We start from the raw sequence: 19,272 nt of genomic DNA on the forward strand, positions 1-19,272 counted from the left end.
ACGAAAACATAAATACAACCTTACACTTTTGCTGATTCTTCAGTCTTAGCTTGTAAATTGGTAATAATATCTTTAGTCATAGAAGCTAAGTCAAACTGATGTCTCCATCCCCAATCTTTTCTTGCTGCTGAATCATCAATTACTTGAGGCCAACTATCAGCAATGGCTTGTCTAAAGTCTGGATTATAGGTGATGGTAAACTCTGGAATGTATTTTTTAATTTCTGCAGCTATTTCAGCTGGTGTAAAACTAATTGCTGCTAAGTTGTATGAAGTTCTTGTTTTAATATTTTCTTCATCTGCTTGCATTAACTGGATAGTTGCATTGATAGCATCGTCCATGTACATCATTGGTAAACGTGTATTTTCTGACAAAAAGCACTCAAAAGTTCCTTTTTTCAATGCATCAAAGTAAATATCAACAGCATAATCAGTCGTTCCTCCACCTGGTAACGTTTTCCAGCTTATAATTCCTGGATAACGAATGCTTCGTACATCTACCCCATATTTATCATGGTAATAATTACACCAATGCTCTCCTGCTACTTTACTTATTCCATAAACCGTAGAAGGTTCCATAATGGTTTGCTGTGGCGTATTCATTTTTGGTGATGTTGGTCCAAAAGCAGCCATTGAACTAGGCCAGTATATTTTTTGAATATATTTTTCTCTTGCTAACTCTAACACTGCTAATAAGGAAGTCATGTTTAAATCCCAACCTTTTAATGGGTACTTTTCAGCAGTTGCTGATAACATTGCAGCCATTAAGTATACTTGAGTTACTTTATGTTTTTGAACAACACTTAAAATTTGCTCTTGATTAGTAGCATCGATGATTTCAAAAGGCCCTGAGCTCATCATTTCTGCATTTCCTTCTCTAATATCGGAAGCTATTACATTATCTGCTCCATAAATAGCACGTAATTTTTGGGTTAATTCTGTTCCTATTTGCCCGCAAGCTCCTAAAATTAATATCGTTTCACTCATTTTAAATTATTCAAAAATAGATGTTTGCAAAGTTATTAAATTTAAGATTTCGCAAAAAGCATTTGCTCTTTTTTAACTATCTACAAAAGGGATAGCTAATTTACTGATTTCAAACTTCTAATTTAATTCTGTAAAGAATACCAAGTAAAATATGTACTTTTATCGCTTAATTATTTTATTAAAATGAGTCGTTTTTTATTTGTTATTGCTTCATTATTAATTTCAGTTACTTCTTGTAAAAAAAAGAATGAGCAAAAAGAAGAGTTACCTACCAAAACTGAAATGAACATTTCGGTTGAGCATACTGATTACTCTAAAATAAATGAAAAGTACGTTGACGAAATTAAGCCTTGGAAAGAATATTTTATTGTTGAGGATTTTTTGCAAGAGTTGAAAAACACAACTCCTACTGAAGCTTTAAACAATGCTTTAGAGTTAAAAACACTTACAAAACAACTAAAGGACAGTTTAAATATAGAAACTCTAAAAACACCTGCCTTTAAAGCTCGTATTAATGTTTTTGAAAATGAAACTTTACGTTTAGCAGATATGACCTTTATTCCATCAATTTCTGCCAATCAGGTTAACAGTCAGGTTGAAAAAATTATGATGCTTTTTAGCAGTGTTAACGATAAGATTAATACAGTTTACACTAAGAAAAAGTTTGATAGTGAAATAAATCTTGATAGTCTATTTAAGAATCAATAGTTTTTAAGGCTTCGTATATTAAACTACTTTCAAACCCTCTGTATAAAAGGTAGTCAACAATTTTCTTTTTTCTTTTGAAGTGATTTGTTTCAGAAACTGATACATTCTTTTTTTCGACCAAATTATACAAGGTTTTGATATATTCCTCTTCGTCGATTTCTTTCAGGGCTGATTTAATATTATAAGCAGAAATATCTCTAAATTTCAATTCTCTAACGATTCGGTCTTTTCCCCATTTTTTTATTCTAAATTTTCCTCTTGCAAAACTTTTTGCAAAGCGTTCTTCATTTAAAAAATTATGCTCTAGTAAGTGTAATAAAATATGTTCTCTTGCTTCTGGAATTAACTTATACTCTTGCAATTTCTGTTCTACTTCTTTATGACATCGGTCTTGATACACACAATACTGCTCAATCTTTCTTTTTATTTCTTCAACTGTAAAAACGGGTTTATTCATAGCACGAAAATATAAAAAAGGGTTAAAAGCAAATTACTTTTAACCCTTTTTACAGTTAACAAAAAATCAATTATAAAACGCTACGTAACCACATTTTAAACTTAGTGATTAAGTAGAATAATATCGGTACTACAATTAATGTTAAGAAGGTTGCTATGAATAACCCATAAATAACTGTCCACGCTAATGGCCCCCAGAAAATCACATTATCTCCTCCAACATATATGTGCGGATTTAACTCACTAGCTAAGGTAAAGAAGTTAATATTCAACCCTGTTGCTAATGGAATTAATCCTAAAATAGTTGTTATTGCTGTTAATAATACTGGGCGTAAACGTGCTTTACCTCCTCTAATAACAGCTTCACCTAAAGTATCTACATCTACAAATTCATCAGAAGATAAACCATGCTCTACTTTCTTTCTATCTATCAGTAACTGGGTATAATCAAGTAATACCACCCCATTGTTTACTACAATACCAGCCAGCGAAATAATTCCCATCATGGTCATCATAATTACAAACGGCTTAGCTGTTATAATTAATCCTCCAAATACACCTATTAAACTTAAGAAGATTGCTAGCATGATGATTGCTGGCTTAGAAACTGAGTTAAACTGGAAAATTAAAATCAAGAAAATTAATCCTAACCCTCCAAAAAATGCTTTCATTAAGAACGCCATTTGCTTGTTTTGTTCTTCAATTTGCCCAGTATAATCTACTTTTACTGAATCTGGTTGTTCAGTAAACGTCTTCATTTCATTTTGAATTTTTGATACAATTGCAGCTGCATCTGTATATCCTGGAGCTAAAGCTGAATATACTGTTACTACTCTTTTTACATCTTTATGTTTAATAGCGCTAAACCCAGAAGTATTTGTTTGTTCTGCTACTGCAGATACAGGAATTTCTTTAATCATCCCTGAAGACATGTCTCTAAAAGTAATTTTTTGGTTAAAAATTGCACTTTTATTATACCTGTTTTCTTTATTAAAACGAACGTAGATATCAAAATCATCACCATCTTCTTTATAAATTCCCGCTTTAGAACCAAAAATAGCATTACGCAATTGGTTTCCTACTTGCGATGAACTTACCCCTAATTCTCCTGCCTTTTTACGATCAACGTTTACTAACATTGATGGTTTAGATTTGTTTACATCAATCTTTAACTCATCAATACCTGCAATACTTTTTGAGTTGATAAAGTCTCGCATTTTTTCAGCAGTGTTGATTAATTCTGCGTAATCTTCTCCTTCCAATTCGATATTAATTGGATATCCTGCTGGTGGACCTACTGCTTCTTTTTCTACAGAAATTTCTAATCCAGGGTAAATTCCTCTTAGTGCTTCGGTTACTTTTCTTTGTAATTCTTTACTATCTGCTCCTCTACGGAATTTATATTCACGCATAGAAGCCGTAATTTTTCCTCTATGAGGCATTTCTGCGGTTGAACCTCCATCAGTTTGTGGATTTCCCGATCCCGCTCCTACCTGAGAAACAGCACTTTCTACTAAGAAATTATAACCATTATCAACATATTCTGGTGAGTTTAATACTTTATATACACGCTCTTCCAAATCTTTCATAATCAGATTTGTCTTTTCAATGTCAGTTCCTTGAGGGTACTCGATATACACGATAATCTGATTTGGTGTATTATCAGGGAAAAACTCAACTTTAGTACGTTGACTTCCTATTGAGGCTCCAAAACCTCCAAAAGCAATAAATAATAAAACTAACGTACCTAACGAAATAATGTAAGGTCTCCAACCTCTTAGAGCTCCTCTTAACATTTTTTCATAAAAACGTTCCCAACGCGGTAACACCGTATTTTGAAAACGATTTGCCCAAGGACGTAGAGCTAATCGATACACCCACAACATAATAGCTGTAAATATCATTACCGTTCCTAACGCCCTATACGTTCCTCCTAAAAGTACTATCAATAACCCTATCACCGCCATTACTGACGACAAGATTATAATACGTCTTAATGGCATATTTTTATCTTCAACACTCATAAATTGTGATACTAACACTGAGTTAAAAAATATTGCCACAAATAATGACGAACCTAATACTACAGATAATGTTACAGGGAAATAAATCATAAACTGCCCCATGGTTCCTGGCCACATTCCTAATGGAACAAAGGCTGCCACTGTAGTTAAGGTTGAGATAATAATTGGAAATGCGATTTCTCCAATTCCCTTTTTGGCAGCTTCAATTCTAGGCATCCCTTCATCCATTAAACGGTATACGTTTTCAACAACAACAATTCCGTTATCTACTAACATTCCAAGTCCCATAATTAATCCGAAAAGAATCATGGTATTCATGGTATATCCTAGCCAACTCAAAATCATTAATGACATAAACATTGACATTGGTATTGCAAATCCAACAAATAGGGCATTTTTGAACCCTAAAAAGAACATTAATACTAAAACTACTAGGATAACCCCAAAGATGATGTTATTTACCAAATCATCTACCTGACCAATAGTTTTTGAAGATTGATCGTTAGCGATGGTTACTTTTAAATTACTCGGAAATACATTGGCTTTGGTATCTTCTACTATTCTTTGAATTTTCTCAGCAGCCTCCACCATGTTTTTTCCTGAACGTTTTTTAACATCCAGCATCACTACTGCTTCTCCAAACTCACGTGCATAGGTAGTTTTATCTTTATCTTTAAAAGAAACCTTTGCTATGTCTTTAAGGTAAATTGAGTTTCCTTTTTCTGATTTTACGACAAAGTCTTGTAATTCTTGTGGATCTTCAATCTCTCCTAAAATTCTAACAGTACGTCGCTGTCCACTAGCAATTAAATTACCGGCCGACATTGTTAAGTTACCTCCATTTATCGAATTGATAACATCTTGGAAACTTACTTGTGCTGCCATCATTTTGTAAATATCAACAGCTACCTCAACTTCTTTTTCTTCTGCACCACGGATATCTACTTTTTTAATCTCTTGTAAATCTTCAATTTCATCTTCTAAATACTCACCAAATTCTTTTAATTTATCTACTGGATAATCTCCCGAGATATTAATGTTTAAAATTGGCATTTCTTCAGAGATACTTAGCTCAAAAACATTTGGCTCTACTTTAGCTCCGTTAAATGTAGGCCAATCTTCACCTGAAGTTTCTTGATCTATTTCATCTTTTACCTTTTGTTTAGCTTGATCTACTGATATGTTTTCATCAAACTCAACAATTACCATTGAGTAATCTTCTTGCGATGTAGATGTAATTTCTACTACATTACTTACCGTTTTAAGTCTATCTTCTAACGGATCAGTTATCAACTTCTCAATGTCTTCTGCTGTATTTCCTGGATAGAGAGAACTTATATAAATTTTGGTTTCTCTAATTTCTGGGAAATTTTCTCTTGGCATACTTAAAAAGGCAGAAATACCTGTTATAAGTATCATAACCATCATTACATAGATAGTTGTTTTATTATTTATTGCCCAAGAAGATAAACCAAACTCTTTATCTACTTGCTTTTTTTGTTTTTTATCAGTCATTAGACGAATAATTTTTGGTGTCTTATTTTGCTTCTTCTGAAAGAGTTAATACCTTAACCTCTTGTCCGTTTTTTACACTACGAGCTCCCTCTTCAATAATTTTTGTTCCGCTTTCAATTCCGCTTAAAACTTCAATAATATCTCCTTGCGTTTTCCCTGTAGTTATAATTGTTTGCTTAGCTGTTCCTACCTCATCTTTGATATCTTCTACCACATACACATACTGTTCTCCATTAGCATTTTCTGAAATAATACTTTGAGGAATTAAAATTGCTTTCTCATTAGAGTAATCGTTGATTTTTAACTTTGCTGTTAAGTTAGGTTTAATCTTACCCTCATGATTAGGTACACCTACTTCTACCTTGAATGTTCTATTTGCTGGATTAATAAAGTTACCTGCTTGACGAATTTTAGATGTTAACTTTTCTCCTAATACTGGGAATTCAACCTCTACATTTTTTCCTTTTTTAATAGAAGTAATATAACTTTCAGGTACATCTGTTTCGATGTACATGTTTTTTAAGTTTACAATTCTAAAGACTTCTGACCCCATTCCTGGAGCAACTACTGTTCCTTGCTCTTTAATTACATCATCAATTACTCCTGAAAAAGGTGCAGTAATTACCGATTTTGCTAATTGTCTTCTTAATTGACTAACCGCATTGGTTTGTGCTTCATAATTAGTTTTTGCCTGTAAAAACTGAATTTCAGATCCTATTTTTTGATCCCACAAACGTTTTTGGCGTTTATATGTTGTTTCTGCTAATGCTGCTTGTGCTTCAACTTGCGCTAATTGATTAGCCAAACCTCCATCGTCAATTTTTGCTAAAGCTTGTCCTTTTTTAACATACTGTCCTTCTTTCACATAAATACGTACTAGAAGTCCAGGCATTTCTGGATAAATTAACACATTTTGTTTTGTTTGTACAGCTCCTTGCAATTCTAAATAATGATCAAAAACCTCTTCTTTTGCTGAAAGAACTGTAATTAATGGAACTTTTTTATTCGTGTCTAACTCTGAAATTTTATCATTTAAAACCTTAATTTCATCAGATAGTGTTTGCATTTGTGTATCTAACGACGCTTTTTTCTCTCTAATTTTAGCTAAATCGTTAGATGCTATTACGTCTTGTACAGATTGCTCTTTTTTACCTCCACATGAGGCTAAAAGCAATGTAATTGCGAATAGTGAATATATTTTTCTCATTATAGTTGATTTTATTTTAGTGGTATGTTTAATGCGTTTTCTAATTGTGCTTTCTTAGCAATTACGTTCAACATTGATTGTACATAATTGTTCTGTTGTGTGTATAACTGATTTTGTGCTTGTAGTAAATCGAAGCTTGAAGAAATCCCTTCAAAAAACTTTACTTGTTGCTTTTTTTCTATTCGTTCAGCTAATGCTAAGTTTTTCTTCGCTGTTTCGTAATTTTCAATTCCTAATTGATACTCGCTTTTAGCTCTTTGTACTTGTAAGTTTAACTTTTGCTTTGCTTCTTCTAATCGAATGTCTGCATTTTCCAATGCTATTTTTGCTTGCGCTGTTCTTGAACTTCTTCCCAAACTACTAAAAATAGGTACATTTAAGGTTACTCCAAATAACGAATAGTCAAACCACTTTTGATTACTCTCTAAGAAATTAAAATCGTCTGAATTGGCATTAGCTCCATAGTTTATAAACGCTGATAAGCTTGGTAAAGCTTTACTCTGCTCCAACTTCATTAGCAAACGCTTACTTTCTCTATCATTTTGAGCAATTTTAAAATCTATATGATTATCAATATTAAATTGAGTAGCTAATAAACTTAAATCGGTATTATCAATAACCAGATTATCTAACGCAGAAGTTAGTGTTAATTTTGTTTCAATCGAGTTTCCTAAAGAAACATTCAGCATTTGGTATGCTATTTCTTTTAATCGTTCAGCGTTTCTTAAGTTACTCTCAACATTACCTAAAGTAATTTGTAATTGCTCTACGTTTTCTAATTCTGTTAACCCATTGTCATAGGTTTTCTGGGTTTCATTCAAGTTTTTCTCTAATATCTTTTTGTTATTTTCTAAGATTTCAATTGACTTTTCTGTAACTAATACATTTCCATAAGCATTAATAACAGCTTCGCGTGTTGCTAACTCTGTTTTTACCTTTGCTTGTTCTGAAATTTTCAAGTATGTTTTTGCTGATTGCAGCCCTACTAAATATGACCCGTCAAATAACAGCTGTGTTAATGTTACTGAAGCATTCATTGTTTGTTTTGTTCCAAACCTTAAAGGAACGAATCCTGTTGGAGTTACAACTTGTTTTCCGTTTCTAATTACTCCATCAAAATATTCCTCTACCACATCTATTGTGCTTTGAGTATTATCAAAAGCTGCTACTGGTAATAAAGACACCTGTTGTTTTAGCCAATTTTGATATTCTACTTTCCCGTTTATTTGTGGTAAACCAATAGTAGTAGTTTCCCATTTTTTCTTCTTAGCTGCTTCAATATCGTTTAAAGATACTTTATTATCGTAACTGTTCTTTATAGCATAATCAATTGCCTCTTGCATTGATAAACTCATTTCTTTTTCTTGAGCAATTATATACCCTGTAAAAAAGAACACAAATACACTATATATGTATTTCCTCATTATTTTTAGTTTTTGTTTATGTTTTTTAATTGTTTCTCTAATTCTTTTACTCCTTTTGGAGTCGCTATCGCTCTAATATGATATTCTAAAATTTCATATTCAATTTCCATAACCTCTTGCATATCGTTGCTGTACAATTCACTTTCAAACACACCAAAAACTAATGTAAAGTAAAAATTTACTAAAAGGTCTCCTTTTATGTTTGTTCGGTACAAACCCTGTTCAACTCCCTTTTTTAAATTATCTACGTTACAATCTCTAAACATACAAACTTCTCGTTCTATTAGCTTTGTATAGGTTTCTGGATAGTATTTTTTTAGTTGATACATAGGGGAAGTTTTTGCATTTTTAAACATTTCTTTAAAAATTGCCTTCACAGCAAACTCCTCTTCTACAGCATTGTAATTTTGGCTTTTGACCATCTCAATCGTTTCACTTATTGTATTATGAACCGATTCTGTACTAGCATCTACCAAAGCTGTTTTATTTGAAAAGTACTTGTATAATGTTTTTTTAGACATGCCAAGTTCTTTCGCTATATCATCCATCGTTGTGCTTTTAAACCCTAAGGTTAAAAACATTTCTCCTGCTTTATTAATTATTTTATTTCTCATAATCGGATGCAAATGTACAACAGGAAACTTCAGAAACAAAAAAAGTTTCCAAGGTTTTAAACTTTTTTAACATGTAGGTTATAGTTAAAATTTATCTTTACCTTATTTTTACAAAAATTTTCAGATTTGGACATATTATCATATCAATCAGACTTTATAACTTTTTTAGAATCTCAGAAGTTTACAAAAGAACCTAAAAATCTTTATCAACCAATAGATTACATCTTAAGATTAGGAGGAAAAAGAATTCGCCCAGTCTTAACTTTAATTGCTGCTGATATTTTTTCTAATAACTATCAAAAAGCTCTACCTGCTGCATTTGCTGTTGAAGTTTTTCATAACTTCACTTTAGTACATGATGACATAATGGATGATGCTCCTTTAAGAAGAGGAAAGGAAACTGTACACGAAAAATGGAATATAAATACAGGTATTTTATCTGGTGATGCTATGCTTATTTTGGCATACCAATATTTTGAAAATTATGAGCCTGAAGTTTTTCAAAAGCTTGCACAATTATTTAGCAAAACTGCTTTAGAGGTTTGTGACGGTCAGCAATTAGACGTTGACTTTGAAACTAGAAATGATGTAACCATTAATGAGTACATTGAAATGATTACATTAAAAACATCTGTTTTGGTTGCTGCTGCTTTAAAAATGGGCGCTATTGTTGCTAAAGCTGACGAAGAACAAGCTCAACATTTATACAATTACGGTTTAAATTTAGGAATCGCTTTTCAACTACAAGACGATTATTTAGACACCTTTGGTGATCCAGATTCTTTTGGAAAACAAGTAGGAGGAGATATTATCGAAAATAAGAAAACATATCTTTATTTAAAAGCTTTAGAAGTTGCAAATAGTTCTGACAAAGAAAATTTACTAGATCTTTACAATAGAAAGCAAAAAAATAACACTGAAAAAGTAGCTATTGTTTCATCTATTTTTAGGAAAAACAACATCCCAGAAGAAACACATAAACTTATTGAGTACTACACAGATAAGTCTTTCGAAAGCTTAAATCACCTTAACATTTCTGATCAACATAAAGAAGGGTTACGTACTTTTGGAAAAAATTTAATGAGCAGAAAAGTGTAAAAAAATAGGTGTTTATTTAAAAAAAGTTTTATTTTTGCAATCCAAATTTAACAGGTCCTATAGCTCAGTTGGTTAGAGCACCTGACTCATAATCAGGGGGTCCATGGTTCGAGCCCATGTGGGACCACCTTTAAAGCTTCACTTTTTGTGAAGCTTTTTTTGTTTACACAAAACACATAAACAAGCACTTACATATCATTTGCAAGTGCTTTTTATAAAATTTTTCTTTTACCTCCCCTTTTTAATCAGTACCTTTGCGGCCTTATGATAAAAAAACTCAAAGACAAAAAGAACAAACGAGTATTCAGTTTTAACTTTTTAGTTTTTAGGAATCAATCAGATAAATTCATTCCCCCTTCAAGACAACCATCATTCTTTTAAGCTAAAAAGAGAACTCTCTTCTCCTTTCACTTGAGCATGTACTTTTACAAGTACACTTCCTTTACATTTATCAATATTAATAATGAATTTCACAAAAAAAAGCCTAATCTTGGTTGCTTTTTCTTTTGTTACAGTTATGTTTTCACAAGAAAATCCTGAGGTTAAAATTGGCGGAGCACTACGATTTAACTATAACCTATCTTCTTGGAAAGATGGTCAAAAAAAACGTGGAGGCGATTTCGGTTTCGACGTCTTCAGAATTAATGCTAAAGCAAAATACAAAGGAATAAAACTTAATGCCGAGTATCGTTTTTATTCTCAAAGCTTTGGCGGCGGTATGCTCAAACAAGGTTGGCTAGGGTATGATTTTAATAAAAAAAACAACATTCAATTAGGATTAACGCAAGTACCTTTTGGTATTACTCAATACAATTCTCATAGTTGGTTTTTTGGTATTAACTATTACCTTGGTTTAGAAGACGACCATGATATGGGTTTAAAATTCACACACAAAGGCGAAAAATGGGAATATGCTTTAGCTTTTTTTAAAAACGCTGAAGAACTTAATTTTGGAAGCAACTCTGATGTTTCTAATAGTCGATACTCATACGATGTTGCCTCTATAGACATTAATGGAGACGGCACTTTAGACTTAAGATATAAAGAAACAAATCAATTAAATGGTAAAGTAAATTATCACTTCAGAAATAAAAACACACAACACAAAATAGGTTTTTCTGCACAATATGGCGGTCTCTATAATTTAGACACCGAAGACACCTCTAGTCATCATGCCTTTGCCTTACACTATCAATTAAACGTGAAAAACTTTGATGCTAAAGCACAAGTATCTACTTATAAATACAACACAAAGAATACTACTTATAAAGATCTTATAGCCTTAACTGCTTATGGAGCTCCTTACCTTACTGCAACAGAAGCAACAACATATACTTTAGGCGCTGCTTATACTTTCCCTGTAAAATGGAAGCCTATTTCTAGTATACAAGTTTATAATGACTTTGGTTATATGGATAAAACAGCTGAGAATTTTGAAGACAGTATTATGAATGTTTTTGGGCTCTTGGTAACAGCTGGTAATGTTTATACCTATATAGACTTTGCAGCAGGAAAAGATCATCCTTGGTTAGGACCTGTATGGACAAATGCTTTAGCCAACGGAACTCCTAATGCTAATTGGGACATGAGATTTAACATAAATATTGGATATTATTTTTAATAGAACAAAACATTAACACATGAAGAAAGCAAAAAAAATAATTAGAAGTGACGAACGGAAATCAATTTTTGGACTCAATGTTAACGGACCTGTATTCTTCACATCTTCAATTGTAATTATACTTAGTGTAGCTTTAACTTTGCTTTTTAAAGAAAGAGCTCAATCATATTTTGATATAACACAAAATTTTATAGCTAACAAAACTGGTTGGCTATTTATCTTGGCGGTAAATATTTTTGTTGCGTTTATGCTTTACTTAGCTTTTAGTAAATACGGAAGCTTACGTATTGGTGGAGCAAAAGCTAAACCAGAGTTCTCAACCACTTCTTGGTTCTCAATGCTCTTTAGTGCTGGTATGGGTATTGGATTACTCTTTTGGAGTATTGCTGAACCTGTTTATCATTTTTCTTCTCCTCCTTTAGCTGACCCTAATACAGCTGCTGCTGCCAAAGAAGCCATGAATGTTACTTTTTTACATTGGGGATTACATGCTTGGGGTATTTACGCTTTGGTGGGGTTATCTTTAGCTTATTTTACGTATTCCAGAGGACTTCCTTTAACAATCCGCTCTGTTTTCTACCCATTTTTAGGAGATAGAATTCATGGTAGAATTGGTGATATTATAGACATTTTTGCTGTTTTAGCTACTGTTTTTGGTTTGGCTACCTCTCTTGGCCTAGGTGTTAAACAAGTTGCCGCAGGTTTAGAGCATGTTTTTGGTTTAAATTCAGGAATTTCGCTACAAATATGGTTAATAGTTGGAATTACATTAATTGCTACCATTTCTGTAATCTCAGGAGTTGACAAAGGTGTTAAATTTTTAAGTGAAATGAATATGCGCATTGCAGTACTTTTATTACTTGCTGTAGTAATTCTAGGGCCTACTATTTTCATTTTAAAGTCATTTGTACAAAATACAGGTAGTTATGCAAATGATTTAATTAGCCTTTCCACATGGGCTGAAGCTTATACTGGAACAGAATGGCAAAACTCATGGACTATTTTTTATTGGGGATGGTGGATTGCTTGGTCTCCTTTCGTAGGTATGTTTATTGCCCGTGTTTCTAAAGGAAGGACTATTAGAGAGTTTATTCTTGGAGTATTGATTGTTCCTACATTGATTACCTTATTTTGGATTACGGCTTTTGGAGCAACCTCGTTACATGAGATTTTAGGTGGAGATACAACTATTGCAGACGGTGTAAATGACAATGTTGCTACCGCTCTTTTTGTCTTCTTAGAAGATTTCCCTTTTTCCATGGCACTAAATATTATCGCTATTGTACTTATTGCTAGTTTCTTTGTTACCTCATCAGATTCTGGTTCTTTAGTGGTAGATAGTTTAACTTCTGGAGGAAAAATTGACGCACCAGTAGGTCAACGAATATTTTGGGCACTTGCAGAAGGTGCTGTGGCTGCCGTTTTATTATTAGGAGGTGGCTTAAAAGCTCTTCAAACAGCATCTATTGCAACCGGACTTCCTTTTACCTTACTTTTGTTATTAATGTGCTATTCTCTTTTTAAAGGATTAAAAGAAGATTATAAAGAACATCTCAAACGTCTAAACCAAAAAGAAAAGGAAGAATACCAGGAAACTGTGAAAAGATTAATAGATTCGAAAAAACAAAAATCTTAAATTATGAAAATTAAAAATATACTAGTTGCCTTAGATCTTTCCGAACTAGATGTTACACTTATTAAGTATTGTAGCATGCTTGCAAAAAACCATGAAACAGAGAATGTATATTTTATTCATAATGTAAAAAAGTATGAAATAAGCAACTTATTTTCTGAACAGTTAGAAAACATTAGTATTGAAGATATTATTGAAGAGGAGTTAGACAACAGCATCAACAAACATTTTGATGCCGATTGTAATTATGAGTTATTAGTTTCTGACGATGCTTATACAGAGAGCTTAATTAGCTATGTTGCTAATAAATATCATGCTGATTTAATTATTTTAGGTAATAAAAACACCTACAAAGGATCTGGATCGGTTTCAGGAAAACTATTACGAATGGCAAAATGCAATATTCTTTCCATTCCTAAAGAAGCCAATCTAAATCCAGAAAACCTAATGATTGCAACCGATTTTTCTTCGGCCTCTCTTAAAGCTTTCAACACCGCTTCTTCCATTAACAAAAAGAAAGAAAAACCTACATTAAAAGTATTAAATGTTTTTAAAATCCCTCAGTTATTTTTTCCTTACATTAAAATAGATAAAGCTCGCGAAAAAGTGGAAAAACACGTTAGCTTGCAATTTGAGAAACTACTTAATAAAACAAAAGCCTCAAACGTAGAAACAATAAAAGCTTCTGCTGGTGATGACAGTATTCCTGAAAAAATAAGAGCTATTGCAGAAAAAGACAAAACTGATATTTTATTTGTAGCAGATAAAGGGCATAATAACTTCACTTCTCTTTTAGTAGGAAGTGTAACAGAAGAGTTATTTACACAAGATTTACATATTCCTTTATGGGTGGTAAAACACTATATTGCCTCATAAAAAAGGGAGTTGAAAATTCAACTCCCTTTTTTATAATACTATTCAAGTTTATTTTTAAAACATCTACCATTAAAACCCTATGAAATTTTCAGGGTTTTATCTCTAATTCTTTTTTTAGAAATTATTAAATTTATTCGGTAAAAATTAACTTAACTATGAAAACTAACAAACTCTTCTTTATTTTAATCCTCATTACTGCTTTTCTTTCTTCTTGTAGTATTCTTAAAACAGCTCCATACGATCAATACTCATTTCAAAAAACTATTGAAATAAAAATAGATGCTACTCAACTTATAGACAAAGCTGAAAATCCTTACGAAGAAAACAGTAAAGAAATTGAAAAACTACAAAATGAGATTGCTAAAATTGTTGAATACGAGAAATACAAGCCCAACAACGAGATAACCTATAAAATGTGGTTGTTATTAGCTGACCAAGACAAAAACTTACTTGCTGGTTTTTTAAAACGATGGAAAGAAAAGGATAAGCTTTCTCCTTTTTTTATCACGGAAGCTAAAGGGCAAATAACTGAGGCATTTAATCTGTTACTTGAATACGAAAGTAAAAAAGAACCTGCTACAAAAAACAAATTACTACAACTTCTTTCAAACAATTAATACGCTATGGATTTCGAAAAAATATTACAAGAATTAAAAAAATCACTAATCTCTTTATTTAGTGATAAGTTTAGTGAATTTTCACAAGAATCTAAAAAAGACATTGAACTATTCTTGAATGATTCAAAAGACAAACTAGAAAGATGGACGTCTTTATTAGCACAAGGAAAACTTACCGTAGAAGATTTTGAATGGCTTGTAAAAAGCCAGAAAGACTTATTTCAAATGAAAGCTTTACAAGCCGCAGGTATTTCAAAAATAAGCTTAGGTCATTTTAAAAATAAAGTTCTTAATACTATCGTAAGCACAATAAAAACTTTAATTTTTTAAAACTAGAAAACGATGAATATTTACCCTTTCATCGTTTTTAATTTTTCTTGACGCTCCTCTACTAAAAAATGGGGGTTTTCTTGAAATTTCTTCCAAAGAGATAATAATTTTTTAAAAATTAGCATTTCAGTAGCTCTGTCACCATATTGAATAATTAGATATGATAACAAATTATAACAAGCAGTATACTCCCCACATGCAATAACACTGTTTAACATACCATATGCCTTATCTTTTTTCGTGAACCATAGAGTTGTGCCAAACGATGCGCTTTTATTTGAATTTTTAATAATTGCTTCGCTTATACCTCCTGTATATTTCTTTATTTCCTCCCAACCTCTCTCGTTCTCTGGTCGGGTTGTTTGATTTCCTGAAGCATCTTTACATCGTAGCTCATACACTGTAGATGTAATTATTTTATTTGGAAAAGTACTATAAATCGCATTTGCATGTTGCCTCCTATCATTTTTAAGAAAAACTACACTTGCCATGCGAACCAACGATTTTGCTCTGTTAAGTATATAAAAACCAACTCTTCTTGGTGGTAAATATAACCTTTGATCTACACCTGTTTCATTTTGCATTAATTTAGATAATGAAAAAAACAGAAAGTGAATAAACACCAAAAAAGCTAATACTACAACACTTATTGTGTACCAAACCATCATCTTTTGTACTCCAAAAAACACGGTAACTATCAACATAAACAATAAGGTAAAAGCGCTAGACACATAGGACACATACTTACTAAACCAAGAATCAGAAGCAAATTTAAAACCCTCTCCTGGATATGGTGATGAAACATCACACAAAAAATACAAATCATGAAGTTCAGGTTTTCCTTCACATTGATTTTGTGCTTCAGACACAAAAACAGAAGCACCTTGATTATCTACAATACCTCCATCCATCAATCCTATTTCCTCTAAATCATTATGCTTCGGAGTAAAATCGTACGGAAAACCTATAGGCTCAAATCCTCCCGGAAATGCTGTAGAAGCAGCTATTACATCTCCTAATTTTATATCATTAATAACTCCTTTATATTTGCTATGTGCTTTTCCATTTCCAAACCTTTTTTGATTTCCTTTTATATTTTGAAACCTAAACTGATGTGTACTATCAAAATCTGTAGCATTAAAAATCACCCTTTCTAAATGCGTTTTTCCTTCGCTAATTGCATCTTGAACCTCTCCCAAAGTTGCATTATTTGTTAGCTTATTATACTCTATAGCAAAAGCATTAATCGGATTTTTTCGCTTGTGCTTATTTTCGGGCTGATTCCAAATTAAAGGCCATCTCAAGTGACTAAGTGCATTACTTGTTAACTCATCCTTTGCTAACCACGCATAATACTCATCAAAAAAAGTTTGAAACTCTTTTCCTTCAATTTGAGATTGTGCATACTTAACCCCGGTAATTGTTCCTCCAGAAACGGTAGAAATTGCTTTTACATTTTCTAGTAAACCTACTTTTTCTAATAAAGACAATGTTCCTAATGAAAAACAAGCAGCTCTATATCCTCCTCCAGAAAAACATAAGGCAATAGACTTAAATAGTTCCATGGTTTTCATGCAATTTTTATAATTTTATCTTATCCTCTTAAAGCATGTAATCTAGCCACATATTTCCCAATCACATCAAATTCTAAATTCACTTTGGTACCTATTTTAAAGTTTTTAAAGGTTGTATGCTCGTAAGTGTATGGAATGATAGCCACGCTAAATTCATCTTTTTTTGAGTTAACCACCGTTAAACTTACACCGTTTATAGTAATTGAACCTTTTTCAATAGTGATATTTGTTCCATCAAAATCATATGAAAAAGTAAAAACTGTACTCCCTTCAGCATCTTCTATATTTTTACAAACCCCTGTTCCATCTACATGTCCCTGTACTATGTGCCCATCTAATCGAGCCCCTAACTTCATTGCTCTTTCAAGGTTTATCTCATCCCCTACCTGCAAATCACCTATATTCGTTTTGTCTAGTGTTTCTTTTATAGCTGTAACTGTATACTCATCCTTATCAATTGCAACAACTGTTAAGCAAACACCATTATGTGCTACACTCTGATCTATTTTTAATTCATTGGTTATTGTACTTCTTATTGTAAGGTGTAAATTCTCTTTTTCACGCTCAATCCCTTTTACAATTCCAAGAGTTTCTATTATTCCGGTAAACATTCTATAAAAATTTAGTTACTTTTGTTAGCATCAAAAATACAACTTTACCTACGAAAGTAAACTATGGATAAAGCAAACAAAATTATTGTCGGAATTTCGGTTGGGGACATCAATGGAATTGGTATCGAAATTATTTTAAAGACATTTGAAGACAAACGAATGCTTGATTTTTGCACTCCAGTTTTATTTGCTTCAAACAAATTGATTTCATATCATAAAAAAACGTTAAGACTTAACACCAGTATTCATGGAATTACTTCTTTAGATAAACTTGTTCATGGTAAAGTTAATTTATTAAACAGTTGGAAAGAAGAGGTTAAGGTAGACTTAGGTAAAACTACTGAAGAAGGTGGTAAATTTGCCTTAAAATCATTACAAGCAGCTGTTGGGGCTTTAAAAAAGAATCAAATAGATCTTATTGTTACAGCTCCTATTAACAAAGAAAATATTCAATCTGAAGAATTTAAGTTCCCAGGGCACACAGAATATCTAGAAGAGAACTTTGATGGAAGAAGTTTAATGATTTTAATGACAAATGAATTACGTATTGGTTTAATAACTGGTCATATTCCTGTTTCTAAAGTTTCTGAAACCATTACTCCTGAGCTTATAAAATCTAAAGTTGAAATCATGTACAACTCTTTAAAACAAGATTTTAATATTAGCAAACCTAAAATTGCAGTATTAGGGCTAAATCCACATTGTGGTGACAATGGGATAATTGGTACTGAAGATGACGAAATTATTCGCCCTACTATTACTGAAATTAAAGAAACTGGTAAATTAGTTTTTGGCCCGTATGCAGCCGACGGTTTCTTTGGTTCAAAAACCTATGAACAATTTGACGGAGTTTTAGCCATGTATCACGACCAAGGTTTGGCTCCATTCAAAGCTTTATCGTTTGGAAATGGTGTAAATTTCACTGCTGGTTTGAGCAAGGTAAGAACCTCTCCAGACCATGGAACTGGATTTGATATTGCTGGTAAAAATAATGCTAATCCCACATCTTTTAAAGAAGCCTTATTTACCTCATTACAAATATTTAAGAACCGAAAAGAGTATCAAGAACTTACAAAAAACGCATTAAAAGCAAAATAGTTCATTTTTTTTACTCAAAACATAAAAGTAAAAACATTTTTTATATCTTTGCACGCTCAAATTGATAGTTGTAGATGAAAGACTTAAAACAATTCAACATACCTTTTGTAGGTTTAAAAGAAGGAAGTCATTTGTTTGAATATCAAATTGACAAAACGTTCTTTGAAGCATTTCAGTTTGACGAGTTTAACAACGCTAACATAAAAGCTGATGTTACATTTGTTAAAAAAAGCACTTTATTAGAGCTTGCTTTTAACATAAGCGGAACAGTTAATGTTCCTTGTGACATTACTAATGAATTATTTGATTTACCAATCAATGGTAATTTAGATTTAGTTGTTAAGTTTGGACCTGAGTTTAATGATGAACACGATGAAATCTTGATACTTCCACATGAAGCTTATCAAGTAAATGTTTCTCAATATATATATGAGTTAATTGTGTTATCAGTACCGAGCAAAAGAGTACACCCAAATGTTATTGATGGTAGTATGCAATCGGATGCTTTAAGAAAATTAGAGGAATTAAAAATAAACGAAGAAAAAACTGTTGAAGAAACATCAACAGACCCTAGATGGGATAAATTAAAGGATTTACTAACAGATAAATAAGACATAAAATGGCACATCCAAAGAGAAAAATATCTAAAACTAGAAGAGATAAAAGAAGAACTCACTATAAAGCTTCTGTACCTCAAATAGCTGTTGATCCTACAACTGGAGAAGCTCATTTATACCACAGAGCTCACTGGCATGAAGGAAAACTTTATTACAGAGGTCAAGTAGTATTAGAAAGTGCTGCTGCTGAGGCTTAAAAACTAGTTTAAAAAATAAAAAAACCCTCTACTTTGAGGGTTTTTTTATGTTTTTACATCAAAAAA

At 32.1% G+C, this 19,272-nt stretch carries 18 protein-coding genes and 1 tRNA gene; 11 read left to right on the forward strand and 8 right to left on the reverse strand.

Annotated elements, in window-relative coordinates; genetic code table 11:
* Positions 1-20: 20 nt before the first annotated feature.
* On the reverse strand, positions 21-986 hold the full coding sequence (locus ABMY20_RS03270) for an NAD-dependent epimerase/dehydratase family protein (RefSeq protein ID WP_047789964.1): 966 nt from the start codon (positions 984-986) through the stop codon (positions 21-23).
* 183 nt (positions 987-1,169) lie between these two features.
* Between ABMY20_RS03270 and ABMY20_RS03275 the strand changes: the two genes are divergently transcribed.
* Entirely contained in the window at positions 1,170-1,694 is a 525-nt protein-coding gene (locus ABMY20_RS03275) for a hypothetical protein (RefSeq protein WP_159493497.1), read from the forward strand.
* On the opposite strand, the gene ABMY20_RS03280 is transcribed toward ABMY20_RS03275, so the two are convergent.
* The 5 genes from ABMY20_RS03280 to ABMY20_RS03300 all read right to left on the reverse strand — a co-directional run bounded on the left by ABMY20_RS03280 (position 1,681) and on the right by ABMY20_RS03300 (position 8,934).
* Entirely contained in the window at positions 1,681-2,151 is a 471-nt protein-coding gene (locus ABMY20_RS03280) for a regulatory protein RecX (protein WP_281980027.1), read from the reverse strand. The genes ABMY20_RS03275 and ABMY20_RS03280 overlap by 14 nt on opposite strands.
* A 70-nt stretch (positions 2,152-2,221) precedes the next feature.
* Positions 2,222-5,689, reverse strand: a complete 3,468-nt coding sequence (locus ABMY20_RS03285; protein WP_239178115.1) for an efflux RND transporter permease subunit — start codon at positions 5,687-5,689, stop codon at positions 2,222-2,224.
* Positions 5,690-5,711: 22 nt separating this feature from the next.
* Positions 5,712-6,896 (reverse strand): efflux RND transporter periplasmic adaptor subunit, encoded by a 1,185-nt coding sequence (locus ABMY20_RS03290; protein ID WP_047789961.1) that lies wholly within the window; start codon positions 6,894-6,896, stop codon positions 5,712-5,714.
* An 11-nt stretch (positions 6,897-6,907) separates the two neighbouring features.
* Positions 6,908-8,320, reverse strand: a complete 1,413-nt coding sequence (locus ABMY20_RS03295; RefSeq protein WP_349264635.1) for a TolC family protein — start codon at positions 8,318-8,320, stop codon at positions 6,908-6,910.
* Positions 8,321-8,325: 5 nt separating this feature from the next.
* On the reverse strand, positions 8,326-8,934 hold the full coding sequence (locus ABMY20_RS03300) for a TetR/AcrR family transcriptional regulator (protein ID WP_047789959.1): 609 nt from the start codon (positions 8,932-8,934) through the stop codon (positions 8,326-8,328).
* A 126-nt stretch (positions 8,935-9,060) separates the two neighbouring features.
* Between ABMY20_RS03300 and ABMY20_RS03305 the strand changes: the two genes are divergently transcribed.
* The 7 genes from ABMY20_RS03305 to ABMY20_RS03335 all read left to right on the forward strand — a co-directional run bounded on the left by ABMY20_RS03305 (position 9,061) and on the right by ABMY20_RS03335 (position 15,109).
* Entirely contained in the window at positions 9,061-10,032 is a 972-nt protein-coding gene (locus ABMY20_RS03305) for a polyprenyl synthetase family protein (protein ID WP_082118667.1), read from the forward strand.
* A gap of 53 nt (positions 10,033-10,085) precedes the next feature.
* A tRNA-Ile gene (locus ABMY20_RS03310) sits at positions 10,086-10,159 on the forward strand.
* 336 nt (positions 10,160-10,495) lie between these two features.
* Positions 10,496-11,653 (forward strand): hypothetical protein, encoded by a 1,158-nt coding sequence (locus ABMY20_RS03315; protein ID WP_349264636.1) that lies wholly within the window; start codon positions 10,496-10,498, stop codon positions 11,651-11,653.
* Positions 11,654-11,672: 19 nt separating this feature from the next.
* Complete coding sequence (locus ABMY20_RS03320; protein WP_073182126.1) at positions 11,673-13,289, forward strand: BCCT family transporter; 1,617 nt, start codon at positions 11,673-11,675, stop codon at positions 13,287-13,289.
* 3 nt (positions 13,290-13,292) lie between these two features.
* Positions 13,293-14,162, forward strand: a complete 870-nt coding sequence (locus tag ABMY20_RS03325; protein ID WP_349264637.1) for a universal stress protein — start codon at positions 13,293-13,295, stop codon at positions 14,160-14,162.
* A 155-nt stretch (positions 14,163-14,317) separates the two neighbouring features.
* A complete protein-coding gene (locus ABMY20_RS03330; protein ID WP_159493494.1) occupies positions 14,318-14,779 on the forward strand; it encodes a hypothetical protein in 462 nt (153 codons plus the stop codon).
* Between the two features lie 6 nt (positions 14,780-14,785).
* Entirely contained in the window at positions 14,786-15,109 is a 324-nt protein-coding gene (locus tag ABMY20_RS03335) for a hypothetical protein (protein WP_073182128.1), read from the forward strand.
* Between the two features lie 20 nt (positions 15,110-15,129).
* On the opposite strand, the gene ABMY20_RS03340 is transcribed toward ABMY20_RS03335, so the two are convergent.
* Together ABMY20_RS03340 and ABMY20_RS03345 are read right to left on the reverse strand one after the other, a co-directional pair.
* A complete protein-coding gene (locus ABMY20_RS03340) occupies positions 15,130-16,674 on the reverse strand; it encodes a patatin-like phospholipase family protein (RefSeq protein ID WP_349264638.1) in 1,545 nt (514 codons plus the stop codon).
* A gap of 29 nt (positions 16,675-16,703) precedes the next feature.
* Complete coding sequence (locus tag ABMY20_RS03345) at positions 16,704-17,294, reverse strand: riboflavin synthase (RefSeq protein ID WP_349264639.1); 591 nt, start codon at positions 17,292-17,294, stop codon at positions 16,704-16,706.
* A 63-nt stretch (positions 17,295-17,357) separates the two neighbouring features.
* On the opposite strand from ABMY20_RS03345, the gene pdxA reads away from it, so the two are divergent.
* The 3 genes from pdxA (at position 17,358) to rpmF (ending at position 19,206) form a co-directional block, all read left to right on the forward strand.
* A complete protein-coding gene (gene pdxA / locus ABMY20_RS03350) occupies positions 17,358-18,392 on the forward strand; it encodes a 4-hydroxythreonine-4-phosphate dehydrogenase PdxA (RefSeq protein WP_047789950.1) in 1,035 nt (344 codons plus the stop codon).
* Positions 18,393-18,466: 74 nt separating this feature from the next.
* The gene (locus tag ABMY20_RS03355; protein ID WP_349264640.1) at positions 18,467-19,003 is read left to right on the forward strand and encodes a DUF177 domain-containing protein; all 537 of its coding nucleotides are present in this window, start codon (positions 18,467-18,469) and stop codon (positions 19,001-19,003) included.
* 8 nt (positions 19,004-19,011) lie between these two features.
* A complete protein-coding gene (gene rpmF / locus ABMY20_RS03360) occupies positions 19,012-19,206 on the forward strand; it encodes a 50S ribosomal protein L32 (protein WP_047789948.1) in 195 nt (64 codons plus the stop codon).
* The last annotated feature ends 66 nt before the right edge of the window (positions 19,207-19,272 follow it).

The sequence above is a fragment of the Tenacibaculum sp. SSH1-16 genome (genome assembly GCF_040104435.1).
GTDB lineage: Bacteria > Bacteroidota > Bacteroidia > Flavobacteriales > Flavobacteriaceae > Polaribacter > Polaribacter mesophilus.

Coding starts and splice junctions, on each gene's coding strand:
- rpmF (WP_047789948.1), top strand. CDS start 19,012: ATGGCACATCCAAAGAGAAAAATATCTAAAACTAGAAGAGATAAAAGA.
- ABMY20_RS03325 (WP_349264637.1), top strand. CDS start 13,293: ATGAAAATTAAAAATATACTAGTTGCCTTAGATCTTTCCGAACTAGAT.
- ABMY20_RS03320 (WP_073182126.1), top strand. CDS start 11,673: ATGAAGAAAGCAAAAAAAATAATTAGAAGTGACGAACGGAAATCAATT.
- ABMY20_RS03280 (WP_281980027.1), bottom strand. CDS start 2,151: ATGAATAAACCCGTTTTTACAGTTGAAGAAATAAAAAGAAAGATTGAG.
- ABMY20_RS03355 (WP_349264640.1), top strand. CDS start 18,467: ATGAAAGACTTAAAACAATTCAACATACCTTTTGTAGGTTTAAAAGAA.
- ABMY20_RS03330 (WP_159493494.1), top strand. CDS start 14,318: ATGAAAACTAACAAACTCTTCTTTATTTTAATCCTCATTACTGCTTTT.
- ABMY20_RS03315 (WP_349264636.1), top strand. CDS start 10,496: ATGAATTTCACAAAAAAAAGCCTAATCTTGGTTGCTTTTTCTTTTGTT.
- ABMY20_RS03275 (WP_159493497.1), top strand. CDS start 1,170: ATGAGTCGTTTTTTATTTGTTATTGCTTCATTATTAATTTCAGTTACT.
- ABMY20_RS03295 (WP_349264635.1), bottom strand. CDS start 8,320: ATGAGGAAATACATATATAGTGTATTTGTGTTCTTTTTTACAGGGTAT.
- ABMY20_RS03290 (WP_047789961.1), bottom strand. CDS start 6,896: ATGAGAAAAATATATTCACTATTCGCAATTACATTGCTTTTAGCCTCA.
- ABMY20_RS03270 (WP_047789964.1), bottom strand. CDS start 986: ATGAGTGAAACGATATTAATTTTAGGAGCTTGCGGGCAAATAGGAACA.
- ABMY20_RS03300 (WP_047789959.1), bottom strand. CDS start 8,934: ATGAGAAATAAAATAATTAATAAAGCAGGAGAAATGTTTTTAACCTTA.
- ABMY20_RS03340 (WP_349264638.1), bottom strand. CDS start 16,674: ATGGAACTATTTAAGTCTATTGCCTTATGTTTTTCTGGAGGAGGATAT.
- ABMY20_RS03285 (WP_239178115.1), bottom strand. CDS start 5,689: ATGACTGATAAAAAACAAAAAAAGCAAGTAGATAAAGAGTTTGGTTTA.
- pdxA (WP_047789950.1), top strand. CDS start 17,358: ATGGATAAAGCAAACAAAATTATTGTCGGAATTTCGGTTGGGGACATC.
- ABMY20_RS03335 (WP_073182128.1), top strand. CDS start 14,786: ATGGATTTCGAAAAAATATTACAAGAATTAAAAAAATCACTAATCTCT.
- ABMY20_RS03345 (WP_349264639.1), bottom strand. CDS start 17,294: ATGTTTACCGGAATAATAGAAACTCTTGGAATTGTAAAAGGGATTGAG.